Source organism: Oceaniglobus trochenteri (assembly GCF_020529025.1).
In the GTDB taxonomy this organism is placed as follows: domain Bacteria; phylum Pseudomonadota; class Alphaproteobacteria; order Rhodobacterales; family Rhodobacteraceae; genus Oceaniglobus; species Oceaniglobus trochenteri.
In genome coordinates this window covers 13,327-30,834 of record NZ_JACNMM010000003.1, presented here as the reverse complement: position 1 = coordinate 30,834, position 17,508 = coordinate 13,327, and the positions used below count along the sequence as shown (strand labels likewise).

Below are 17,508 nucleotides of genomic sequence, written 5' to 3'. Positions count from 1 at the left end.
GCCCGGGCTCAATAACCCAGGGCGCAGCCATCCTTGCGGGCGTCAGAGGCGCCTTCCAGCACGCCGGTTTCATGGTCGATCCGAATCGCCTGCCCCCCGCCAAGGGCGGATTCGGGAATTTCCACCCTGTGGCCGCGTTCGGCCAGGTCGGCGCGCACCGCGTCGCTGTAACCCCTTTCAACCTTCATGATGCCGCCATCCGAGAAGGCACGCGGCGCGTCGATAGCTGTTTGCGGGTCCATGCCGTAATCGGTGAGATTGGACAGGAACCGGGCATGGCCGTTGGGTTGATAGGCGCCGCCCATCACGCCGAAGGGCATGATCACGCGGCCGTTTTCGCGCAGCATCCCCGGAATGATCGTGTGCATCGGCCGCTTGCCACCGCCCGCCTCGTTCGGGTGGCCGGGCTCAAGCGTGAAACCGGCGCCGCGGTTCTGGAACAGGATGCCGAACTTGTCAGAGGCAAGGCCCGCGCCGAAGCTGTGGAAGATCGAATAGATCAGCGACACGGCCATGCGATCCTTGTCGACCACGGTGATATAAACCGTGTCCTTGTGAACGCTTTCCGAAATCTGCGCGCCGCTTTCCATGGCGCGCTTCGGGTCGATCAGCCCGGCAAGGGCGCTGGCAGTTTCAGCCGACAGCATATGCGCCAGCCGGGTCGTGTGGTCGGCGTCGGCCATGAACCGGTTGCGGGCGTCATAGGCCAGCTTGGCGGCTTCGGCCTCGATATGGGCGCGGTCGGCCCCCAGCGGGTCCATCGTGGAAAGATCGAAATGGGACAGGATGTTGGCCATCAGGATCGCGGTCGCCCCCTGGCCGTTTGGCGGATGTTCCACCAGTTCGATCCCCTTGTAGGTGCCGCTGACGGGATCGGTGTATTCGCATTGGGTTTCGGCAAGGTCGTCCAGGGTGTGGGTACCGCCAAGGGCGCGCAGGCTGTCGATCAGGTCCTCGGCCACCTCTCCTTCGTAGAACCCGGCGCGCCCTTCCATCGCCACGCGGCGCAGCACCTCGGCCTGGGCGGGGGCGCGGAACATCTGGCCGATCTTCGGCGCCTGGCCGTTCAGAAGATAGGTTTCGCGGGCCTTGCCGGTGATCCGGTCGGTGGCGATGGCCCAATCCTGCGCGACGCGGGGGGCGACGGGCACACCGGTTTCGGCATAGTGGATGGCGGGGGCAAGGGCGGTTTTCATGCCCAGCTTGCCCCAATCGGCCGAGAGGCGGCAGAAGGCATCGATGGCGCCGGGAAGCGTGACGCTTTCGACCGACCCGAGGGGCATGGCCTTCAGGCCCTTGTCGCGCAGTGCGTCGGCGTTCAGCCCCGCAGGCGCGCGGCCCGATCCGTTGAGCGCGACGATGTCGTTGCTGCCGGGGGGTGACAGCAGCACGAAGCAATCGCCGCCGATCCCCGTCATCTGCGGTTCGCAGATCCCCAGCACGACAGCGCCCGCAATGGCGGCATCGACGGCATTGCCGCCGGATTCCAGCATCTGGACGGCAATTTTCGCGGCAAGGGGGTGCGAGGTGGCGCAGATGCCATTGGCGGCAAAAACCGGCGAGCGGCCGGGGATATGGAAGTCACGCATGGGGGTTCGGCCTCTCGGGTGTGTCCCGGGGAAGGTTACCCGCGTGTTCCGTGATTGCAATGGGGGAAGATAGACCTCGGCACCGCGCACTGGGTGGGGGCTGTTACACGCGGCGCCGAGGGAAGCCTTAAGCAGCTACAGCCCCTTCATGACGCTTCAATCTGACCCGCATTGGGTGGGTTTGGGGCCATTTGAAGGCATGTCCTTGCCACCCTTCGGACCTTGGCGAAAAACGGGCAATGCCCCGCGGGGGAGGCCCGGCGGGGTGGTGCAGGTCGTTGCGGGCGGTCAGTTGGTCTGAACGGTCTGCCCAATCTGAATACGAAAGCTGAGGATATTGCGGTCGGCGTCGCGCAGATAGGCCAGATCACTGGTCAGCTTGCGGATCAGGAACCAGCCGAACCCGCCCTCGGGATAGGTTTCCAGCGGGCCGTTCGGGTTGGGGGGGTATCCCCGGGGCGGCGTGTTGCGCGGCATGGCGTCGCCGTTGTCGATGACGCGGCACGACAGCCCGTCATCCGTCTGTTTCAGGTGCAGCCTGATCAGGCCAAGGCCCGCGTCGCGATAGGCGTGTTCGGTGACGTTGTTCAGCACCTCGGCAAGTACCAGTTCTACGGTGCTGCTGTCGTCCTCGGACAGGTCCATGGCGCCCAGGCCCGACATGATGCTGGCCAGCGCGCGGCGGACATTGGCCTGGGTGCAGGGGAATTCAAGCCGCAGTTCGATGGTATTGCCGCGCCCCCGTTCCTCGGTGATTTCGATGCAGCGCGCCGCCAGTTCAGTACGCATGCGCTTGGCCACGCGGCGCGGCGTCGATCGTGGCGACCCCGCCAAGGGCGGCGTCGATATTGGCGTGGATGGTAAAGATGCTGTCCATCCGGGTCAGGCGGAACACCTTTTCGACCGAGGGGTTCAGGCCGGCCAGTTCCAGCCTGCGCTGATGGCCCAGCTGTTTCATCGCGCCGATCACGGCGCCAAGGCCGCTGCTGTCGAGAAAGCGGACGGTGGCCATGTCCAGCACGACACGGGCGGGGGCATCGCTGGTCAGGTCGCGCATGGCATCCTTGAAATCCAGCGCGATGGCGGCATCCATCCTGTCTTCCAGTACGGAAACGACCATCAATCCATCGTAATGTGCCGTATCGAGTTGCATTTCAGCGTTCCTTCGGTGCGAATGCCATGAACCTAACCGCCAACCGGTTACCAATTGGTGATCATCCGGCGGTTGACTAGAATTGAACGGATTTCCGGGTGGGTTTGACCTGAATGAACGTGGAATATGACGAACTGGCGCAGGTGATCGCCAGCCTGACCGAGGGTGAGACTGACGCCGTGGCCCTGATGGCCACCATTGCCTGCGAGGTGCATCACAGCGACGAACGTTTCGACTGGACGGGGTTCTATCGCGTCGTGGGGCCCGACCTTCTGAAGATCGGCCCCTACCAGGGCGGCCACGGTTGCCTTGTCATCCCGTTTTCGCGCGGGGTTTGCGGGGCGGCGGCGCGCACGAAAACCACGCAGCTTGTTCCCGATGTCGATGCCTTCCCAGGCCATATCGCCTGTGCCTCGTCCACGCGGTCCGAACTGGTGATCCCGGTGGTGAACGCGGCCGGCGATCTGATCGCCGTCTTCGACATCGACAGCAACCGGCCCGATGCCTTTGGCCAGACCGACGCCAGGGAAATCGGCGCGATCCTTGACCGCTGCTTTGCCGAGGTGGCGGCGCCGTGAAAAAGGCGGTGCGGCGGGGCTGCAGGCATGCCATGTTCCCCCCGCGCGCCGCATGCTAGGGAGCGCGGATGAACACGCCCTATGATCCGCCCGACACGCCGCTGGACGTGGTGCACCGCGACCATGAACTGCTGATCCTGTCAAAGCCCGCTGGCCTTCTGTCGGTGCCGGGCAAGGGGCCGGAACTGGCCGATTGCCTGCTGTCGCGCGCGCAGGAGGCCTTTCCCGAGGCCCTTCTGGTGCATCGGCTGGACAGGGACACCTCGGGCGTCATGGTTTTTGCCATGACACCGCACGCCCAGCGGCACCTGGGCCTGCAGTTTGAAAAGCGGCACATGAAGAAAACCTATGTCGCTCGGGTCTGGGGCCGCCTGACACCGGCTTCGGGCACTGTCGATCTGCCGCTGATCGTCGACTGGCCGAACCGCCCGCGCCAGATGGTGGACCATGAGAATGGCCGCGCCGCGGTGACGGATTACCGGGTCGTGCGGACAGAGGGGGCCGAAACGCGCGTGCGGCTTTACCCGAAAACCGGGCGGTCGCACCAGTTGCGCGTTCACATGCTGGCGCTGGGGCATCCGATCCTGGGCGATCCCTTCTATGCCGAGGGCGCGGCAGCGCAATTTCCCCGCCTGATGCTTCATGCCGAAAGCCTGCGCCTGCGTCATCCCGACGGCGGCGTGGGGATGACATTTCGCGTCAAATGCCCGTTCTAGGGGCGCCGGGGCCGTTGCCAGCAAGGGGCGCTGCCGGGTGGTGTGCGTAAATGCGCCTTCAACTTGGGGGGCGACTGTCCTATCTGTTCAGGGAATGCAGCTGACAAAGGAGATTGCCATGGCACTGCGCATCAATGACACCGCCCCCGATTTCACCGCCGAAACGACCGAAGGGTCGATCCGCTTCCACGACTGGATCGGCGATGGTTATGCGATCCTGTTTTCCCACCCCAAGGATTTCACCCCGGTCTGCACGACCGAACTGGGCATGATGGCCGGCATGGCCGAGGAATTCGCCAAGCGCGACGCCAAGATCATCGGCATCTCGGTCGATCCGGTCGAGGATCATCACCGCTGGAAGGCCGACATCGCCTCCTACACCGGCAACGAGGTGTCCTATCCGATGATCGGTGACCCGGACATGAAGGTGGCCAAGCTGTTCGACATGCTGCCCGCCGAGGAATCGGGCGATCCGGCCAACCGTACCCCGGCCGACAACCAGACCGTGCGCACCGTGTTCATCATCGGGCCCGACAAGAAGGTGAAGCTGTCGCTGACCTATCCGATGACCACCGGGCGCAACTTCGACGAGATCCTGCGCGCGCTGGATTCCATTCGCCTGACCGCGACCCACAAGGTGGCGACTCCGGCCAACTGGAACAACGGTGAAGACGTGATCGTGACCGCCGCCGTTTCCGACGAGGAAGCCAACGAGAAGTTCGGCGGTTTCGAGAAGAAGCTGCCCTACCTGCGCACGACAAAGCAGCCGGGTTGAGCGTGGCCGCGGCGCCTGCCGCGCAGCGTTCGTTTCACGGCATGATGCTGGCACTGGCGGGTGCGCTGGTGCTGGCTCCCGATACCCTCTTCATGCGCTGGTCGGGCATGGAGGGGGCGCAGATGGTGGCGTGGCGGGGGCTCTTGTTCTCGGCCGTCATGCTGGGCGCCTGGGCGGTGGCATTGCGCCGCCCGGGCGATCTGGGGCGGCTTTTGACGCCGCTGGGCCTGGGCGCCGTTGCGGCGCAGGCCATCAATGCCACCCTCTTTGCCACAGCCGTTGCAATTTCCCCGGTCGCGGTCGTTCTCTTCGCGCTGGCCACGGTGCCGATATGGTCGGCACTTCTGGGCGCGGTCTTTCTGGGCGACCGGGTCGGGCGGGCGACGGCGCTGACCTGTGCGGTCGTCCTGGCCGGTATCGGCCTTTCTGTCCTTGGCGGCAGCCATGGTGGCGGCGGGGGCAATGCCCTGCTGGGCGCGCTATGCGGCCTTGCGGTGGCCTGGGTTCTGGCCCTGTCGTTCACGATCTACCGGGTGGCGGATCTGCCGATTTCCCTGACGCTGGGCTGTGGCGCGGGCATTGCCGGGCTTCTGGGCACCCTGGCCAGCGATGGCTTTGCGGCCCCGGTGCAAGACCTGCTGGCCATCGGTGTCACCGGCGCGATCATCCTGCCGACCTCGTTCTTCCTGCTGTCACTTGCCAACCGCTATACGCAATCGGCCAATGTCAGCCTGTTCATGCTGCTGGAAACGGTCATCGGCCCCTTCCTTGTCTGGGCAGGGACGGGTGAAAGGGTGGGCTGGCCGGGGATCGCCGGCGGGCTGATCGTGGTGCTGGCGTTGGCCTTCTACCTGCGGCATCGTCGGCGGGTGGCCTGACCCCACAACGGACGGGGGCGGAAACGAAAAAGGCCCCGGTGTTTCCACCGGGGCCTTTCGATTGTGTGGCGTCGATCACTCGGCCTGTTCGTCGGCCTTGGCGGGTTCGCCGGTGGCCTGATCGACAACTTTCATCGACAGGCGCACCTTGCCGCGGTCATCGAAGCCCAGCAGCTTGACCCAGACATCCTGCCCTTCCTTGAGCACATCCGAAGGATGGTTCAGGCGGCGGTTCTCGATCTGGGAGACATGCACCAGGCCGTCACGCTTGCCGAAGAAGTTCACGAAGGCGCCGAAATCGACCAGCTTGACGACCGTACCCTTGTAGATCTTGCCCTCTTCCGGCTCGGCCACGATCGAATGGATCATGTCATAGGCCTTCTTGATGGCCGCGGCGTCCGAGCTGGCGATCTTGATGATGCCATCGTCGTTGATGTCGACCTTGGCACCCGACACTTCGACGATCTCGCGGATCACCTTGCCGCCCGAACCGATCACTTCGCGGATCTTGTCGGTGGGCACCTGCATGGTCTCGATCTTGGGGGCGTGTTCGCTGAACGCGGCGGCGCCGGACAGCGCCTTGTTCATCTCGCCCAGGATGTGCAGGCGGCCGTCCTTGGCCTGTGCCAGCGCCTTTTCCATGATCTCGGGGGTGATGCCCGCAACCTTGATGTCCATCTGGAGGCTGGTGATGCCTTCGGCGGTGCCAGCAACCTTGAAGTCCATGTCGCCCAGGTGGTCTTCGTCACCCAGGATGTCGGTCAGGATGGCATAGCTGCCGTCGTCTTCCAGGATCAGGCCCATGGCCACACCGGCAACCGGCGCCTTCAGCGGCACACCCGCATCCATCATCGACAGCGAACCGCCACAGACCGAAGCCATGGAGGACGAACCGTTGGATTCGGTGATCTCCGAAACGACGCGGATGGTGTAGGGGAAATCGGTCGCGGCGGGCAGGACGGCCTGAAGGGCGCGCCAGGCCAGCTTGCCATGGCCGATTTCACGACGGCCCGGAGGGCCGAAACGGCCAACCTCGCCCACCGAGTAGGGGGGGAAGTTGTAGTGCAGCAGGAAGTTGCTCTTGTAGGTGCCGTGCAGCGCGTCGATCATCTGCTCGTCGTCGCCGGTGCCAAGGGTGGTCACCACCAGGCCCTGGGTTTCGCCACGGGTGAACAGCGCCGAACCATGGGTGCGGGGCAGGAAGCCGGTTTCGCAGACGATGGGGCGCACGGTGGTGGTGTCGCGTCCGTCGATCCGCTTGCCGGTCTTCACCACGTCGCCGCGCAGGATGCCGGATTCCAGCTTCTTGATGGCCGAGCCGAGGTTCTCGTCGGCCAGCTGCTCTTCGCTGAGCTTGCCCTTGATCGCATCGACCGCAGCGGCAATCGCGCTGGTGCGCTCCTGCTTGTCGGTGATGGCGAAGGCCTTGCGCATGGCGTCTTCGCCAGCGGCCTTCACGGCGTCATAAAGGGCCGAGTAATCGGCGGGCTGGAAATCGAAGGGCTCTTTCGCGCAATCCTCGGCCAGGTCGATGATCAGGTCGATCACCGGCTGGATCGCATCATGGGCGAATTTCACGGCGCCCAGCATTTCGGCTTCCGAAAGCTCGTAAGCTTCGGATTCCACCATCATCACGGCGTCCTTGGTGCCCGCGACGACGAGGTCCAACCGCTGCTCGGGGTTGAGCTTGAGGTTGTGCATGTCGTCGATCTCGGGGTTCAGCACGTATTCGCCGTTGGCGAAACCGACGCGGCAACCGGCGATCGGGCCCATGAAGGGCGCGCCCGAAATGGTCAGCGCGGCCGAGGCGGCAATCATCGCCACCATGTCGGGGTCATTCACCAGGTCGTGGGACAGCACGGTGCAGATGACCAGGACTTCGTTCTTGAAACCCGGCACGAACAGCGGGCGGATCGGACGGTCGATCAGGCGGCTGGTCAGGGTCTCTTTTTCGGTCGGGCGCGCTTCGCGCTTGAAGAAACCGCCCGGCACCTTGCCGGCGGCATAGTATTTCTCGTTGTAGTGCACGGTCAGCGGAAAGAAATCCTGCCCCGGCTTCTGTTGTTTCGCATAGGTCACGTTGGCCATGACGCTGGTTTCGCCCAGGGTGGCGATGACCGAACCGTCGGCCTGACGGGCGACCTTGCCCGTTTCCAGTGTCAGCGTCTCTTCGCCCCACTGGATCGATTTTTTCGTAACGTTGAACATGTAAGTTCCTCATGTCGGCCCGCAGGCCATTGCATAGGGGGCGTATTCCCCCTGACCTCTGTATCTTCTTTGTCAGGCGCTGAGGTCCGGGCGCCGGCTTTCAGATTGCGTGGCCCTACATGACTTTTGCCCGTTTGGAAAGGTGTTGACGCCACGGCGCGGCGCCATGACGACCCGCGCCATGAACCCGAAGCGGGGTTGTAGGCGTTGAGCTCCGACAGTCGGCCCCGGGCCGGCGTGGCGAACAAGGAATGAACCATGACCAACACCGCACTCATCACCGGCGCATCCTCGGGCATCGGCGCGGCCTTTGCCCGGCTGCATGCCGAAAAGGGGGGCGATGTCGTTCTGAGCGCGCGCAGCGCCGACGCCCTGGAAAAGCTGGCGGCCGAGCTTGAGGCCGAGCATGGCATCGCCGCCCATGTCTTTCCTGCCGACCTGGGCCAGGAGGGCGCGGCACAGCAGCTTTACGACCGGGTGAAGGCGGCGGGGCTGAAGGTGAACATCCTGATCAACAACGCCGGTTTCGGCGGGCAGGGCAAGCTGACCGAACGGGCAGTGGCCGAGGATCTGGCGATGATCGACCTCAACATCAAGGCGCTGGTGGTGCTGACCCATGCCTTCGGGCGCGACATGGCCGCGAATGGCGGCGGGAAGATCCTGAACGTCGGTTCGACCGCCGGTTTCATGCCCGGCCCCTACCAGGCGACCTATTTTGCCACCAAGGCCTTCGTCAATTCCTTCAGCCAGGCGGTGGACCACGAATTGCGCGATCAGGGCGTGACCTGCACCGTGCTGGCGCCGGGCTATGTGGAAACCGGATTTGCCAAGGCGGCCAACCTGGAAGGGACGGGCCTGGTCAAGGGCGGCGGTGCCACGGCCAGGTCGGTGGCCGAACATGGCTATCGCGCGATGCAGGCGGGCAAGCTGGTCAGCGTGAACGAAACCCTGCTGGGCTTCGTGGTGAACTGGCTGATCCCCATGGCCCCGCGCCGCATGGTTCTGAAGATGATCGAGAAGATGCAGAAGAAATAGGCGCTGTCGGCCTTCTTTGGGGGGCGAAACGAAAAACCGCGCCACGTCTTGCGACGGGCGCGGTTCAGGCCGTTCGGGGCAGGCCTGCCTTAGCGGCGGATGCCCAGACGCTTGATCAGCTCGCGATAGCGGGCTTCGTCCTTGTTCTTGGTGTAGTCCAGCAGCTTGCGGCGCTGTGCGACCAGCTTCAGAAGGCCACGACGCGAGTGGTTGTCCTTCTTGTGGGTCTTGAAGTGTTCGGTCAGCGTGGTGATCCGCGAGGTCAGGACAGCAACCTGGACTTCAGGCGAACCGGTGTCGCCGTCCTTGGTTGCGTATTCTTTCATCAGGCGGGCTTTTTCTTCGGCAGTGATCGACATCGGGGTCTCCTTTTTCAGACGAAGGGAATGGCACAAGCCGGGATGTCGTCCAGCAGGGCCCTTGGATCGTGTCCGCAGTGCGGATGCGGGCGTATAGAGGACTTTTGCGCAAAGGGAAAGTGGCCCGGGCGATTCTGTTATCGAAGTGGCGGATTGTTCGATCGCCGGGTTCAAACGGCGGCAGGCGGTGGCATTGTTGCTTAACAAAGTGTTAATGCCGCGACTAATCCCTTGAATTTATATAGGTACTTGCCCCCGTTCTCGATTATGATCGGCCGTACTGTTCATTCGGGCGCCAGGGAGGTGCCGACCTGAGGGGGGTTATGAAATGTTCGCACTGGCTGCTGTATTCGGTGTTCTTGCGCTGGGGCTGTTGATCGACGTGTTTTCCGATGACGATTCGTCGGATGAGACCGAAAGCGCAACCGCGGGCGATGATGTCCTGCTGGGAACCGAGGGCAACGACATGCTTGACGGGCTGGGCGGCGACGACCTGATCCGCGGGCTGAGTGGTGAGGATACCCTGAGCGGCAACGCAGGCCAGGATCGTCTCTTCGGTGGGGCGGATACCGACGCGCTGAGCGGCGGCGATGGCGACGATACCATCATGGGCGGCAGTGGTGGCGATGCCATCCGCGGCGGTCTGGCCTCCGACGTGATGTTCGGCGAAAACGGCGGCGACTCGATCATCGGCGGTGGTGGTTCCGATTTTGCCGATGGCGGGGTGGGGCACGATTACATCTCGGGTGGCTCGGGTTCGGACACGCTTTTGGGTGGTGACGACACCGATACCATCCTGGGCGGTGTCGGTGCCGACTTCATCGATGGCGGCGCGGGTGATGACGATCTGACCGGCGGCGGCGGGGCCGACACGGTTCTCGGCGGTGACGGCGTCGATCTGGTTGCGGGCGGCAACGGCGAGGATCTGATCTCGGGCCAGAGGGGCGACGATGAACTTTTCGGCAACGGAGGGAATGATTCCATCCGCGGTGGCGTGAACGACGACCTCATCAATGGCGGGCTGGGCGACGACACGCTGTCGGGTGGCAACGACGACGATACCCTTCTTGGCGACGGTGGAGCCGATACCCTGTTCGGCGGGTTGGGCGACGATTCGCTTTCGGGTGGCGAAGGCGACGACGTCTTGGTCGGCATGTTGCGCGGCACCCCGGCCGAGGACGGCAGCACCAGTGATACCGACGACGGCGACACCCTTCAGGGCGATGGCGGTGCCGATACCCTTTTTGGCGGCAACGAGGACGTGCTGATCGGTGGCGCCGGTGCCGATGTCTTTGCCTCGGGCACCTGGGTGTCGGACACCACCCCGCTGCCACAGGTAAGTGATTACACGCCGGGCACGGATTCCCTTGTGGTGGTCTATGATCCGGCAGTCACGCCTTCGCCGACGATCACGGTCACGCCCACCGGCACCGGTTCGGATGCCCTGGTGTCGCTGAACGGGGCGGGCGTGATGGTTGTTTCCAACGCCGCAGACCTGACGGCTGATGACGTGACCCTGATGGAAGATACTTTCGCCCTGAACGAGGGCACGGTTGACGACACGGCCATCGCACGCCCCGCGGCGCCCGAAGTGACGCCGGAAACTCCGACCGAACCGACCGAACCGGGCACCCCTGAAGAACCGACCGACCCCGAAGAGCCGGCTACGCCTGTCGAACCCGGTGTCGTGACCCCGGGCTAAGCCTCTGGGCGGGAAGACCAAAGCTGAAACGGCCGCTGTCACAGGCGGTCGTTTTTCTGTGCACGCCCCGGGCGACCCGGCAGAATTAACCTAAAAAGCCGTTTGTTTTCGACACCGGACCGAAAGCCCCTCAGTCTATGCATGGGGCAACGGAAGGTGAATCGGGGTGCGTCATGTTGGCGGGGTTGTTGTTTCTTGGTGTCATGGCAGCGGCGTCTATTCCCGACGTGATGGATCTTATCCGCACCGACCCCGAGGATGAGACAGAGGGCGACGCGCCCGAGGACAATGAGCCATTGGTCGGGGATGGCGGCGATCTGTTGGCGCCTACGCTTGATGATCCGGCCTCAGATGCCACGTCAGAGGGCGAAGACCTGTTCGCCGAATCCCGGGCGGGCGAGGTTCTGATCGAATCCTTCCAGCCCAATCAGGACACGCTGACCATTGCCGTGCCCGACGAGGCACAGGATTTCGCCGCCCTGGACAGCGCAGCGGGTGGCGATGCCGTTTTGCGCTATGCCATCGACGATGGCACCGTCGAAATCCGCTTTGCCGGCCTGTCCGAGGTGCCGGTTGCCGATATCTTCCTGCGCGTGTCGGATGCCGCCTCACCGACGCTGGATGCCGATATCCCGCTGGCGCAGTTGATCGACGATTCCGCAGGCGCGGCGGCGCTTGAACCGGTCGATCCCACATTGCCCGATCTGCCGCCGCCCGTTGAGGATGGCGGTCATGTGCTCGATCCTGTCGATCCGACACTGCGTGACGATCCGCCACCGCCCGGGGATGAGGGCACGGTTCTTCTGCCGGTCACGGGCGACGAGGTGCCAGCGGGCGCCGGTGATCTTGCCCGCCTGCTTGTTCGCGACGGCGGATCGCCCCTGGGCCTGGCAGCCCAGGCGCCGGCGATTCAGGGCACCGGCGATGGCAACGATGACGTGACCCTTGCCGATGGCGGTGAGGGTGGCCTGACGCTGTCGCAGGCGACGCCATGGCTGACCGGGGATGCCGTGGCGGTTGACCTGGGGGATGGCAACGATGCCCTGCAGGTCGGCGACGGCCCGGCCTATGGTTTTGCCGGTGCCGGCGACGACAGCCTGACCGGCGGTGGTGGGGCCGTGGCATTGTTCGGCGGCGCGGGGCACGACCTGCTGACCGGTGGGGGGGCGCAGGATGGCCAGACGCTGCTGCATGGGGGCGCTGGCGATGACACCATCATCGGCGGCCCTGGCGGCAGCTATCTTGACGGCGGCGAACATGGTGAAACACCGGGTGACGGCGACGACCGGCTAAGCGGTGGCGTGGGCAATGACACGATCCGCGGCGGCTGGGGCGCCGATTCCCTGTGGGGCGGGGCGGGTGACGACAGGCTGGATCATCGCGGCGTCGATGCCGAACGCATCATCGCCGAACGTCACGAATTCGCCTGGCACCTGGACGACGCACCCGACAGCCTGGATGGTGGCGCGGGGGATGACACGCTGGTGTTCGACCGGGGCGACAGGGCCACCGGCGGCGCGGGAAATGATGTCTTCTGGCTTTATGCCGGTGGGGCGGGGGCTGCTGATATCACCGATTTCACCCCCGGGCAGGATTTCCTGCGGGTCTCGCTGAACCCCCATGGCGGTGGGGCGGGGGATGTGGCGATCGTCATGTCGGGCGACGGGTTGGATGGCCTGGTGCAGGTCGATGGGGCCACGGTCGCCATCCTGCGCGGCGCACCCGATGCCACCCTTACCGATCTTTACGTCGAAACCCGGCCCGATGTCTTTTCATAAGGGTGCAGGGGTCTTTGCGGTTCAAGCCCCCAACGCCCCCCGACAGCAAAAGACCCGGACAGCCTGCGCCATCCGGGTCTTTCCTCGCCTTGTCAGTCTGGTCAGCCCTTGGCGAACTCGGGATAGGCCTCCATCCCCAGTTCGGCCACGTCCAGCCCGCGGATCTCATCCTCTTCGGTGACGCGGATGCCCAGGGTGGCCCGCAGGATCAGCCAAAGCACGCTGCTGGTCACCAGGACAAAGGCCGCGACGATGATGATCGAGGTAAGCTGCCCCATGATGGTGGCGTCGCCATTGGTCAGAACCACGGCCAGCGTGCCCCAGATGCCGCAGAACAGGTGCACCGGGATCGCGCCGACGACATCGTCGATCTTCAGGCGGTCCAGCATCGGCACCGCGAAGACAACGATCACGCCACCCACGGCACCGATCAGCGTGGCCGCGCCCAGCGACGGCGTCAGCGGTTCGGCGGTGATCGACACAAGGCCCGCCAGCGCGCCGTTCAGAACCATGGTCAGGTCGGGCTTCTTGTAGAGAAGCTGCGTCAGCAACAGGGCCGCAATCGCCCCGCCGGCGGCGGCGGTGTTGGTGTTGGCGAAGATGCGGCTGATGTCGGCCACGTTGCCGGCGGTGTCCATGTAAAGCTGCGAACCGCCGTTGAACCCGAACCAGCCCATCCAGAGGATGAAGGTGCCCAGCGTGGCAAGGGGCAGGTTGGCACCCTGCATCGGGTTCACCCGGCCGTCCTTGGCGTATTTGCCCAGCCGCGGCCCCAGGATGATGGCCCCGGCCAGCGCGGCCCAGCCGCCCACCGAATGCACCACTGTCGAACCGGCGAAGTCAAGGAAGCCCAGCTGCGCGTCAAGATACCCGCCGCCCCATTTCCAGCTGGCCTGGATCGGATAGATCAGACCGGTCAGCACCAGGATGAAGACAAGGAAGGGCCACAGCTTGATCCGCTCGGCCAGGGTGCCCGAAACGATCGAGGCGGTGGTGGCGCAGAACATCAACTGGAAGAAGAAATCCGAACCCACCGAAGCATAGGTCAGGTCGGTGTCGGCACTGCCGCCCACGGGTTCGAGCGAGGTCAGCGATATGGCGCCCAGCCAGCCTTCGATCAGCCAGTTTCCGTCGCCGGGATACATCAGGTTGTAGCCCACGAGATAGTAAAGGACCGAGGCGAAGGAAAACAGCGCCACGTTCTTCATCAGCTGCATCGTGGTGTTCTTCTGGCGCACCAGTCCTGCTTCCAGCATGGTGAATCCGGCGGCCATCCAGAACACCAGGAACCCGGTGACAAGGAACATGAAGGTGGTGAAGATATAGCCGATCTCGCCCATGGGTGGCGTAACGTCGGCGGCTGCGGCCTCTTGGGCGATGGCCGCCGTAGGCAGCGCCAGCAACGCCACGAGCGGAAGGATTTTCGAGAGTTTCATCGTTGGTTTACCCCTTTGAAGGATGCTGGTGGCGTTACAGCGCGTCATCATCGGTTTCGCCCGTGCGCACGCGCTGGGCCGATTCCACGTTCAGGACGAAGATCTTGCCGTCGCCGATCTTTTCGGTCCTGGCGGTTTTCGAGATGGTTTCGACCACCTGGTCGACCATCTGGTCGCTGACCACCAGTTCCAGGCGCACTTTCGGGACGAAGTTCACCGCATACTCGGCGCCACGATAGATTTCCGTATGCCCCGACTGCGAGCCAAAGCCCTTGATTTCGGTCACCATCATGCCGCGCACGCCGATTTCGGTCAGCGCCGCGCGGACCTCCTCGAGCTTGAACGGCTTGATTGCTGCTATGATCAGTTTCACGATTTTCCCCTTCGGATCAGGCCGGGGCCGACGCCCCCGTGCCGGGTTCACGCCAGCAGAAGGCCGGGGCGGACCGGTGATTCACAAGGTTCGGCGGCGTTTCCGAGGGCCGGTTGCCGAAAGGGTTGCACAATTTTTGCACATGACGCGGTGTGTGATTAAGAATTGGGCGATCAGAAAAATCAAAGTTGACCGGTTGCGCCCTCTACTTTTGCTGCGCTGCGGTGTAATCTGCGGCAAAAGAGAAAAACTCCGAGGGCTGAGCATGGCCGGAACCGGCAACAAGAAACCACCTTTGGTGGCGGACAAGCGGCGTGGCGCGAAGGCGGCGCAAAAGCCGCAACCGCGCCGCAAACCGACCCGTCGCAAATCGGCGCCGGCGCGCCGCCGCAAGGGGATCGTCGGGATGATCACCGGGCTGTTCCGCTGGATCTTCACGCTGATCTGGCGGCTGGTCTGGCGCGGGGCGGCTGTTGTCGTCCTGCTGATTGCGGCGGGGGTCTTCTATTTCTATTCCACGCTGCCCCCGGTCGAAGAGCTTCTGGATGCGCGGGCGCGCGGATCGGTCACGTTGATGGATCGCGACGGTCAGGTCTTTGCCTGGCGCGGCGAACAGTTCGGCGGCCAGATCACCGCCGACAGCGTTTCGCCCTACCTCAAGAACGCGATCATCGCGACCGAGGACAAGAGATTCTACAACCACTTCGGCGTTTCGCCCCGCGGCGTGGCCAGCGCGATCAAGATCAACCTCTCCGAGGGACGCGGCCCGCTGTCGGGCCATGGCGGTTCGACCATCACCCAGCAGACGGCCAAGCTGCTGTGCCTTGGCGTGCCCTACGATCCTTCCGAGTGGAAGAACGAGGCCGCCTACGAGGCCGATTGCCGGACCGGCTCCATGTGGCGCAAGATCAAGGAGGCCGTCTATGCCATGGGGCTCGAGGCGCGCTATTCCAAGGACGAGATCCTGTCTGTCTACATGAACCGCGCCTTCCTGGGTGCCGGTTCGCGCGGGTTCGAGGCGGCGGCGCAGCGGTATTTCGGCAAGTCGGCGGCACAGGTCGATCCGGCCGAGGCGGCGATGCTGGCGGGCCTGCTGGTGGCGCCGACACGCTATGCCCCCACCAACGATCTTGAACGCTCGCAGCGCCGCGCGCAGACCGTGCTGCGCCTCATGGCCGACCAGGGTTACCTGACCTCGGCCGAGGAACAGGCCGCCCAGGCCAACCCGGCCGAGCTTTCGGCCGCGGCCGAGGCGCGCGCGGGGGGATATTATGCCGATTGGGTTATGGACTCGGGCCCCGATTTCCTGACCCGTGACACGACCGAGGATGTCATCCTGCGCACCACCTTCGATCCGCGCCTGCAACGCGCGGCCGAGGATGCGCTGGACGAGGTGTTCAAGACCAAGGTGCGCGACGGATCCAAGGCCCAGGCCGCCATCGTCGTGATGAGCAGCGATGGTGCCGTGCGTGCCATGGTGGGCGGGCGCAAGTTCAAGGGTGTTGCGGGCCATTTCAACCGGGCGATCATGGCCAAGCGTCAGACCGGCTCGGCGTTCAAGCCCTTCGTCTATGCCGCCGCGCTTGAGCTGGGCTATGGGGCCTTTGACACGGTGGTGGACGAACCTCTCACGTTGAACGTGCCCGGCTCGGGGGCCTGGACGCCGCGCAACTACGACGGGCAGTTTCACGGCAGGGTCACCCTGGCAGAGGCGCTGAAGGATTCGCTGAATATCCCTGCGGTCAAGGTTTCCGAGGCGGTGGGGCGCGAGAACGTACGCAAGGTGGCCGAGGATTTCGGCATCGTCTCCGATCTGGCCGCCGGCCCGGCGCTGGCGCTGGGCGCGTCCGAATCGACGCTGCTGGAAATGACGGGCGCCTATGCGGGCATCCTGAACGGCGGTACCTCGGTGCGCCCCTACGGCCTGTTGGAGCTGCGCCTGAAGGGGGACGACACGCCCCTGATCGGCCAGGACGGCGGCATGGGCGAAAGGGTAATTTCGCGCGAGGCAGCGGAACAGCTGATTTTCATGATGTCGCAGGTCGTCGAGAACGGCACCGGCCGGCGCGCCCGGCTTGAGGGGCGCGAGGCCGCCGGCAAGACCGGTACGACCCAGGCGGCACGGGACGCGTGGTTCCTGGGCTTCACCGCCGATTATGTCGCCGGGGTCTGGATGGGATATGACGACAACACCCCCCTGACCGGCGTGACAGGGGGCGGGTTGCCCGCCGAGATCTGGCGCGAGGTCATGGTGCGCGTCCACGATGGCCTGCCGGCCCGCCCGCTGCCCATGCGCCGCCCGGCGGCTCCGGCCCCGGCGCCCGTGCAGGGGGGCGGCAATACCGCCAATTCCGGCAATGCCGAGCGTGCGCCTCAGCCGGTTCCGCCGTCGCGCGAACCCGACCTTGTCGAACGGATCATCGACGATGTGCTGGGGGGGCTGTTCGGGCGCGGCAACTGATCATTCGTTGATGCCGATTTCGTCCGACGTTATGACGGTGCCCCGGGCCGGGTTCTCGGGGCATCTGTCGTATTTGAAGGCAAACCCGTTCCACAACATGATCAGCCCTCCGTCCGCCGCCGTCATCAGAAGGGCGCGGCGGGTCCATTCCTCACCCTCGCCGGTGCAGACCATGTCATAGAGGACGGCGTCCATGTCGCGCACGTTGACCGGCACACTCATGCGGCACTGGCTTTCCACGCCGTAAAACACGCCGCCCTCGATCTTCAATGCGCCGCCATCCACCCCCGTGAGGGCGCAATCCGAGGTGGGCGAGATGCGGTAAAGCCCGTCGAACTGTTCGGCGCCAAGGGGCTGGGCCGTCAGAAGCGCGCAGCAGGCGGCAAGGGCAGGGGCGCAGCGGCGACCAAATACCATCATGAACCTCGTTTTCCGGGCTGGTGAAACGGCGTCAGATCGGGAGCGAC

16 protein-coding genes are annotated in these 17,508 nt (G+C 64.6%); 8 read left to right on the top strand and 8 right to left on the bottom strand.

The features are described from left to right. Positions 1-8: 8 nt before the first annotated feature. The 3 genes from H7828_RS04370 to H7828_RS04360 form a co-directional block, all read right to left on the bottom strand. A complete protein-coding gene (locus H7828_RS04370) occupies positions 9-1,589 on the bottom strand; it encodes a gamma-glutamyltransferase family protein (protein WP_226779788.1) in 1,581 nt (526 codons plus the stop codon). Between the two features lie 288 nt (positions 1,590-1,877). Next, a complete protein-coding gene (locus tag H7828_RS04365) occupies positions 1,878-2,378 on the bottom strand; it encodes an ATP-binding protein (RefSeq protein ID WP_226779787.1) in 501 nt (166 codons plus the stop codon). Further along, on the bottom strand, positions 2,368-2,742 hold the full coding sequence (locus H7828_RS04360; protein WP_226779786.1) for an STAS domain-containing protein: 375 nt from the start codon (positions 2,740-2,742) through the stop codon (positions 2,368-2,370). The genes H7828_RS04365 and H7828_RS04360 overlap by 11 nt, the downstream gene beginning before the upstream one ends. 113 nt (positions 2,743-2,855) lie before the next feature. Between H7828_RS04360 and H7828_RS04355 the strand changes: the two genes are divergently transcribed. From H7828_RS04355 to H7828_RS04340, 4 genes are all read left to right on the top strand, one after another. Continuing rightward, positions 2,856-3,320 (top strand): GAF domain-containing protein, encoded by a 465-nt coding sequence (locus H7828_RS04355; protein ID WP_226779785.1) that lies wholly within the window; start codon positions 2,856-2,858, stop codon positions 3,318-3,320. A gap of 68 nt (positions 3,321-3,388) precedes the next feature. Then, on the top strand, positions 3,389-4,036 hold the full coding sequence (locus tag H7828_RS04350) for a pseudouridine synthase (RefSeq protein WP_226779784.1): 648 nt from the start codon (positions 3,389-3,391) through the stop codon (positions 4,034-4,036). Positions 4,037-4,154: 118 nt separating this feature from the next. After that, the gene (locus tag H7828_RS04345) at positions 4,155-4,811 is read left to right on the top strand and encodes a peroxiredoxin (RefSeq protein ID WP_226779783.1); all 657 of its coding nucleotides are present in this window, start codon (positions 4,155-4,157) and stop codon (positions 4,809-4,811) included. A 2-nt stretch (positions 4,812-4,813) separates the two neighbouring features. Continuing rightward, positions 4,814-5,689 carry a DMT family transporter gene (locus tag H7828_RS04340; protein WP_226780355.1) on the top strand — a complete coding sequence of 292 codons (876 nt, stop codon included), beginning with the start codon at positions 4,814-4,816 and terminating at the stop codon, positions 5,687-5,689. Positions 5,690-5,764: 75 nt separating this feature from the next. Here the strand turns inward: H7828_RS04340 and pnp are convergent, their stop codons facing one another. Next, positions 5,765-7,897 (bottom strand): polyribonucleotide nucleotidyltransferase, encoded by a 2,133-nt coding sequence (pnp, locus tag H7828_RS04335; protein ID WP_226779782.1) that lies wholly within the window; start codon positions 7,895-7,897, stop codon positions 5,765-5,767. A gap of 258 nt (positions 7,898-8,155) precedes the next feature. Here pnp and H7828_RS04330 point away from each other — a divergent pair, with 258 nt between their 5' ends. Continuing rightward, positions 8,156-8,932, top strand: coding sequence for an SDR family NAD(P)-dependent oxidoreductase (locus H7828_RS04330; RefSeq protein ID WP_226779781.1), 777 nt, complete (start codon positions 8,156-8,158; stop codon positions 8,930-8,932). An 89-nt stretch (positions 8,933-9,021) separates the two neighbouring features. Here H7828_RS04330 and rpsO read toward each other — a convergent pair whose 3' ends face one another. Further along, positions 9,022-9,291 carry a 30S ribosomal protein S15 gene (gene rpsO, locus H7828_RS04325; protein ID WP_226779780.1) on the bottom strand — a complete coding sequence of 90 codons (270 nt, stop codon included), beginning with the start codon at positions 9,289-9,291 and terminating at the stop codon, positions 9,022-9,024. A 328-nt stretch (positions 9,292-9,619) separates the two neighbouring features. Here rpsO and H7828_RS04320 point away from each other — a divergent pair, with 328 nt between their 5' ends. Continuing rightward, positions 9,620-10,993, top strand: coding sequence for a calcium-binding protein (locus H7828_RS04320; RefSeq protein ID WP_226779779.1), 1,374 nt, complete (start codon positions 9,620-9,622; stop codon positions 10,991-10,993). 203 nt (positions 10,994-11,196) lie between these two features. Then, positions 11,197-12,771 (top strand): calcium-binding protein, encoded by a 1,575-nt coding sequence (locus tag H7828_RS04315; protein ID WP_226779778.1) that lies wholly within the window; start codon positions 11,197-11,199, stop codon positions 12,769-12,771. Positions 12,772-12,872: 101 nt separating this feature from the next. On the opposite strand, the gene H7828_RS04310 is transcribed toward H7828_RS04315, so the two are convergent. Together H7828_RS04310 and H7828_RS04305 are read right to left on the bottom strand one after the other, a co-directional pair. Beyond that, positions 12,873-14,207 carry an ammonium transporter gene (locus tag H7828_RS04310; protein WP_226779777.1) on the bottom strand — a complete coding sequence of 445 codons (1,335 nt, stop codon included), beginning with the start codon at positions 14,205-14,207 and terminating at the stop codon, positions 12,873-12,875. Between the two features lie 34 nt (positions 14,208-14,241). After that, complete coding sequence (locus tag H7828_RS04305) at positions 14,242-14,580, bottom strand: P-II family nitrogen regulator (RefSeq protein ID WP_226779776.1); 339 nt, start codon at positions 14,578-14,580, stop codon at positions 14,242-14,244. A 265-nt stretch (positions 14,581-14,845) separates the two neighbouring features. Between H7828_RS04305 and H7828_RS04300 the strand changes: the two genes are divergently transcribed. After that, positions 14,846-17,041, top strand: coding sequence for a transglycosylase domain-containing protein (locus H7828_RS04300; protein WP_226779775.1), 2,196 nt, complete (start codon positions 14,846-14,848; stop codon positions 17,039-17,041). Here H7828_RS04300 and H7828_RS04295 read toward each other — a convergent pair whose 3' ends face one another. Continuing rightward, complete coding sequence (locus H7828_RS04295; protein WP_226779774.1) at positions 17,042-17,461, bottom strand: hypothetical protein; 420 nt, start codon at positions 17,459-17,461, stop codon at positions 17,042-17,044. It lies immediately after the preceding gene. Positions 17,462-17,508: the final 47 nt, after the last annotated feature.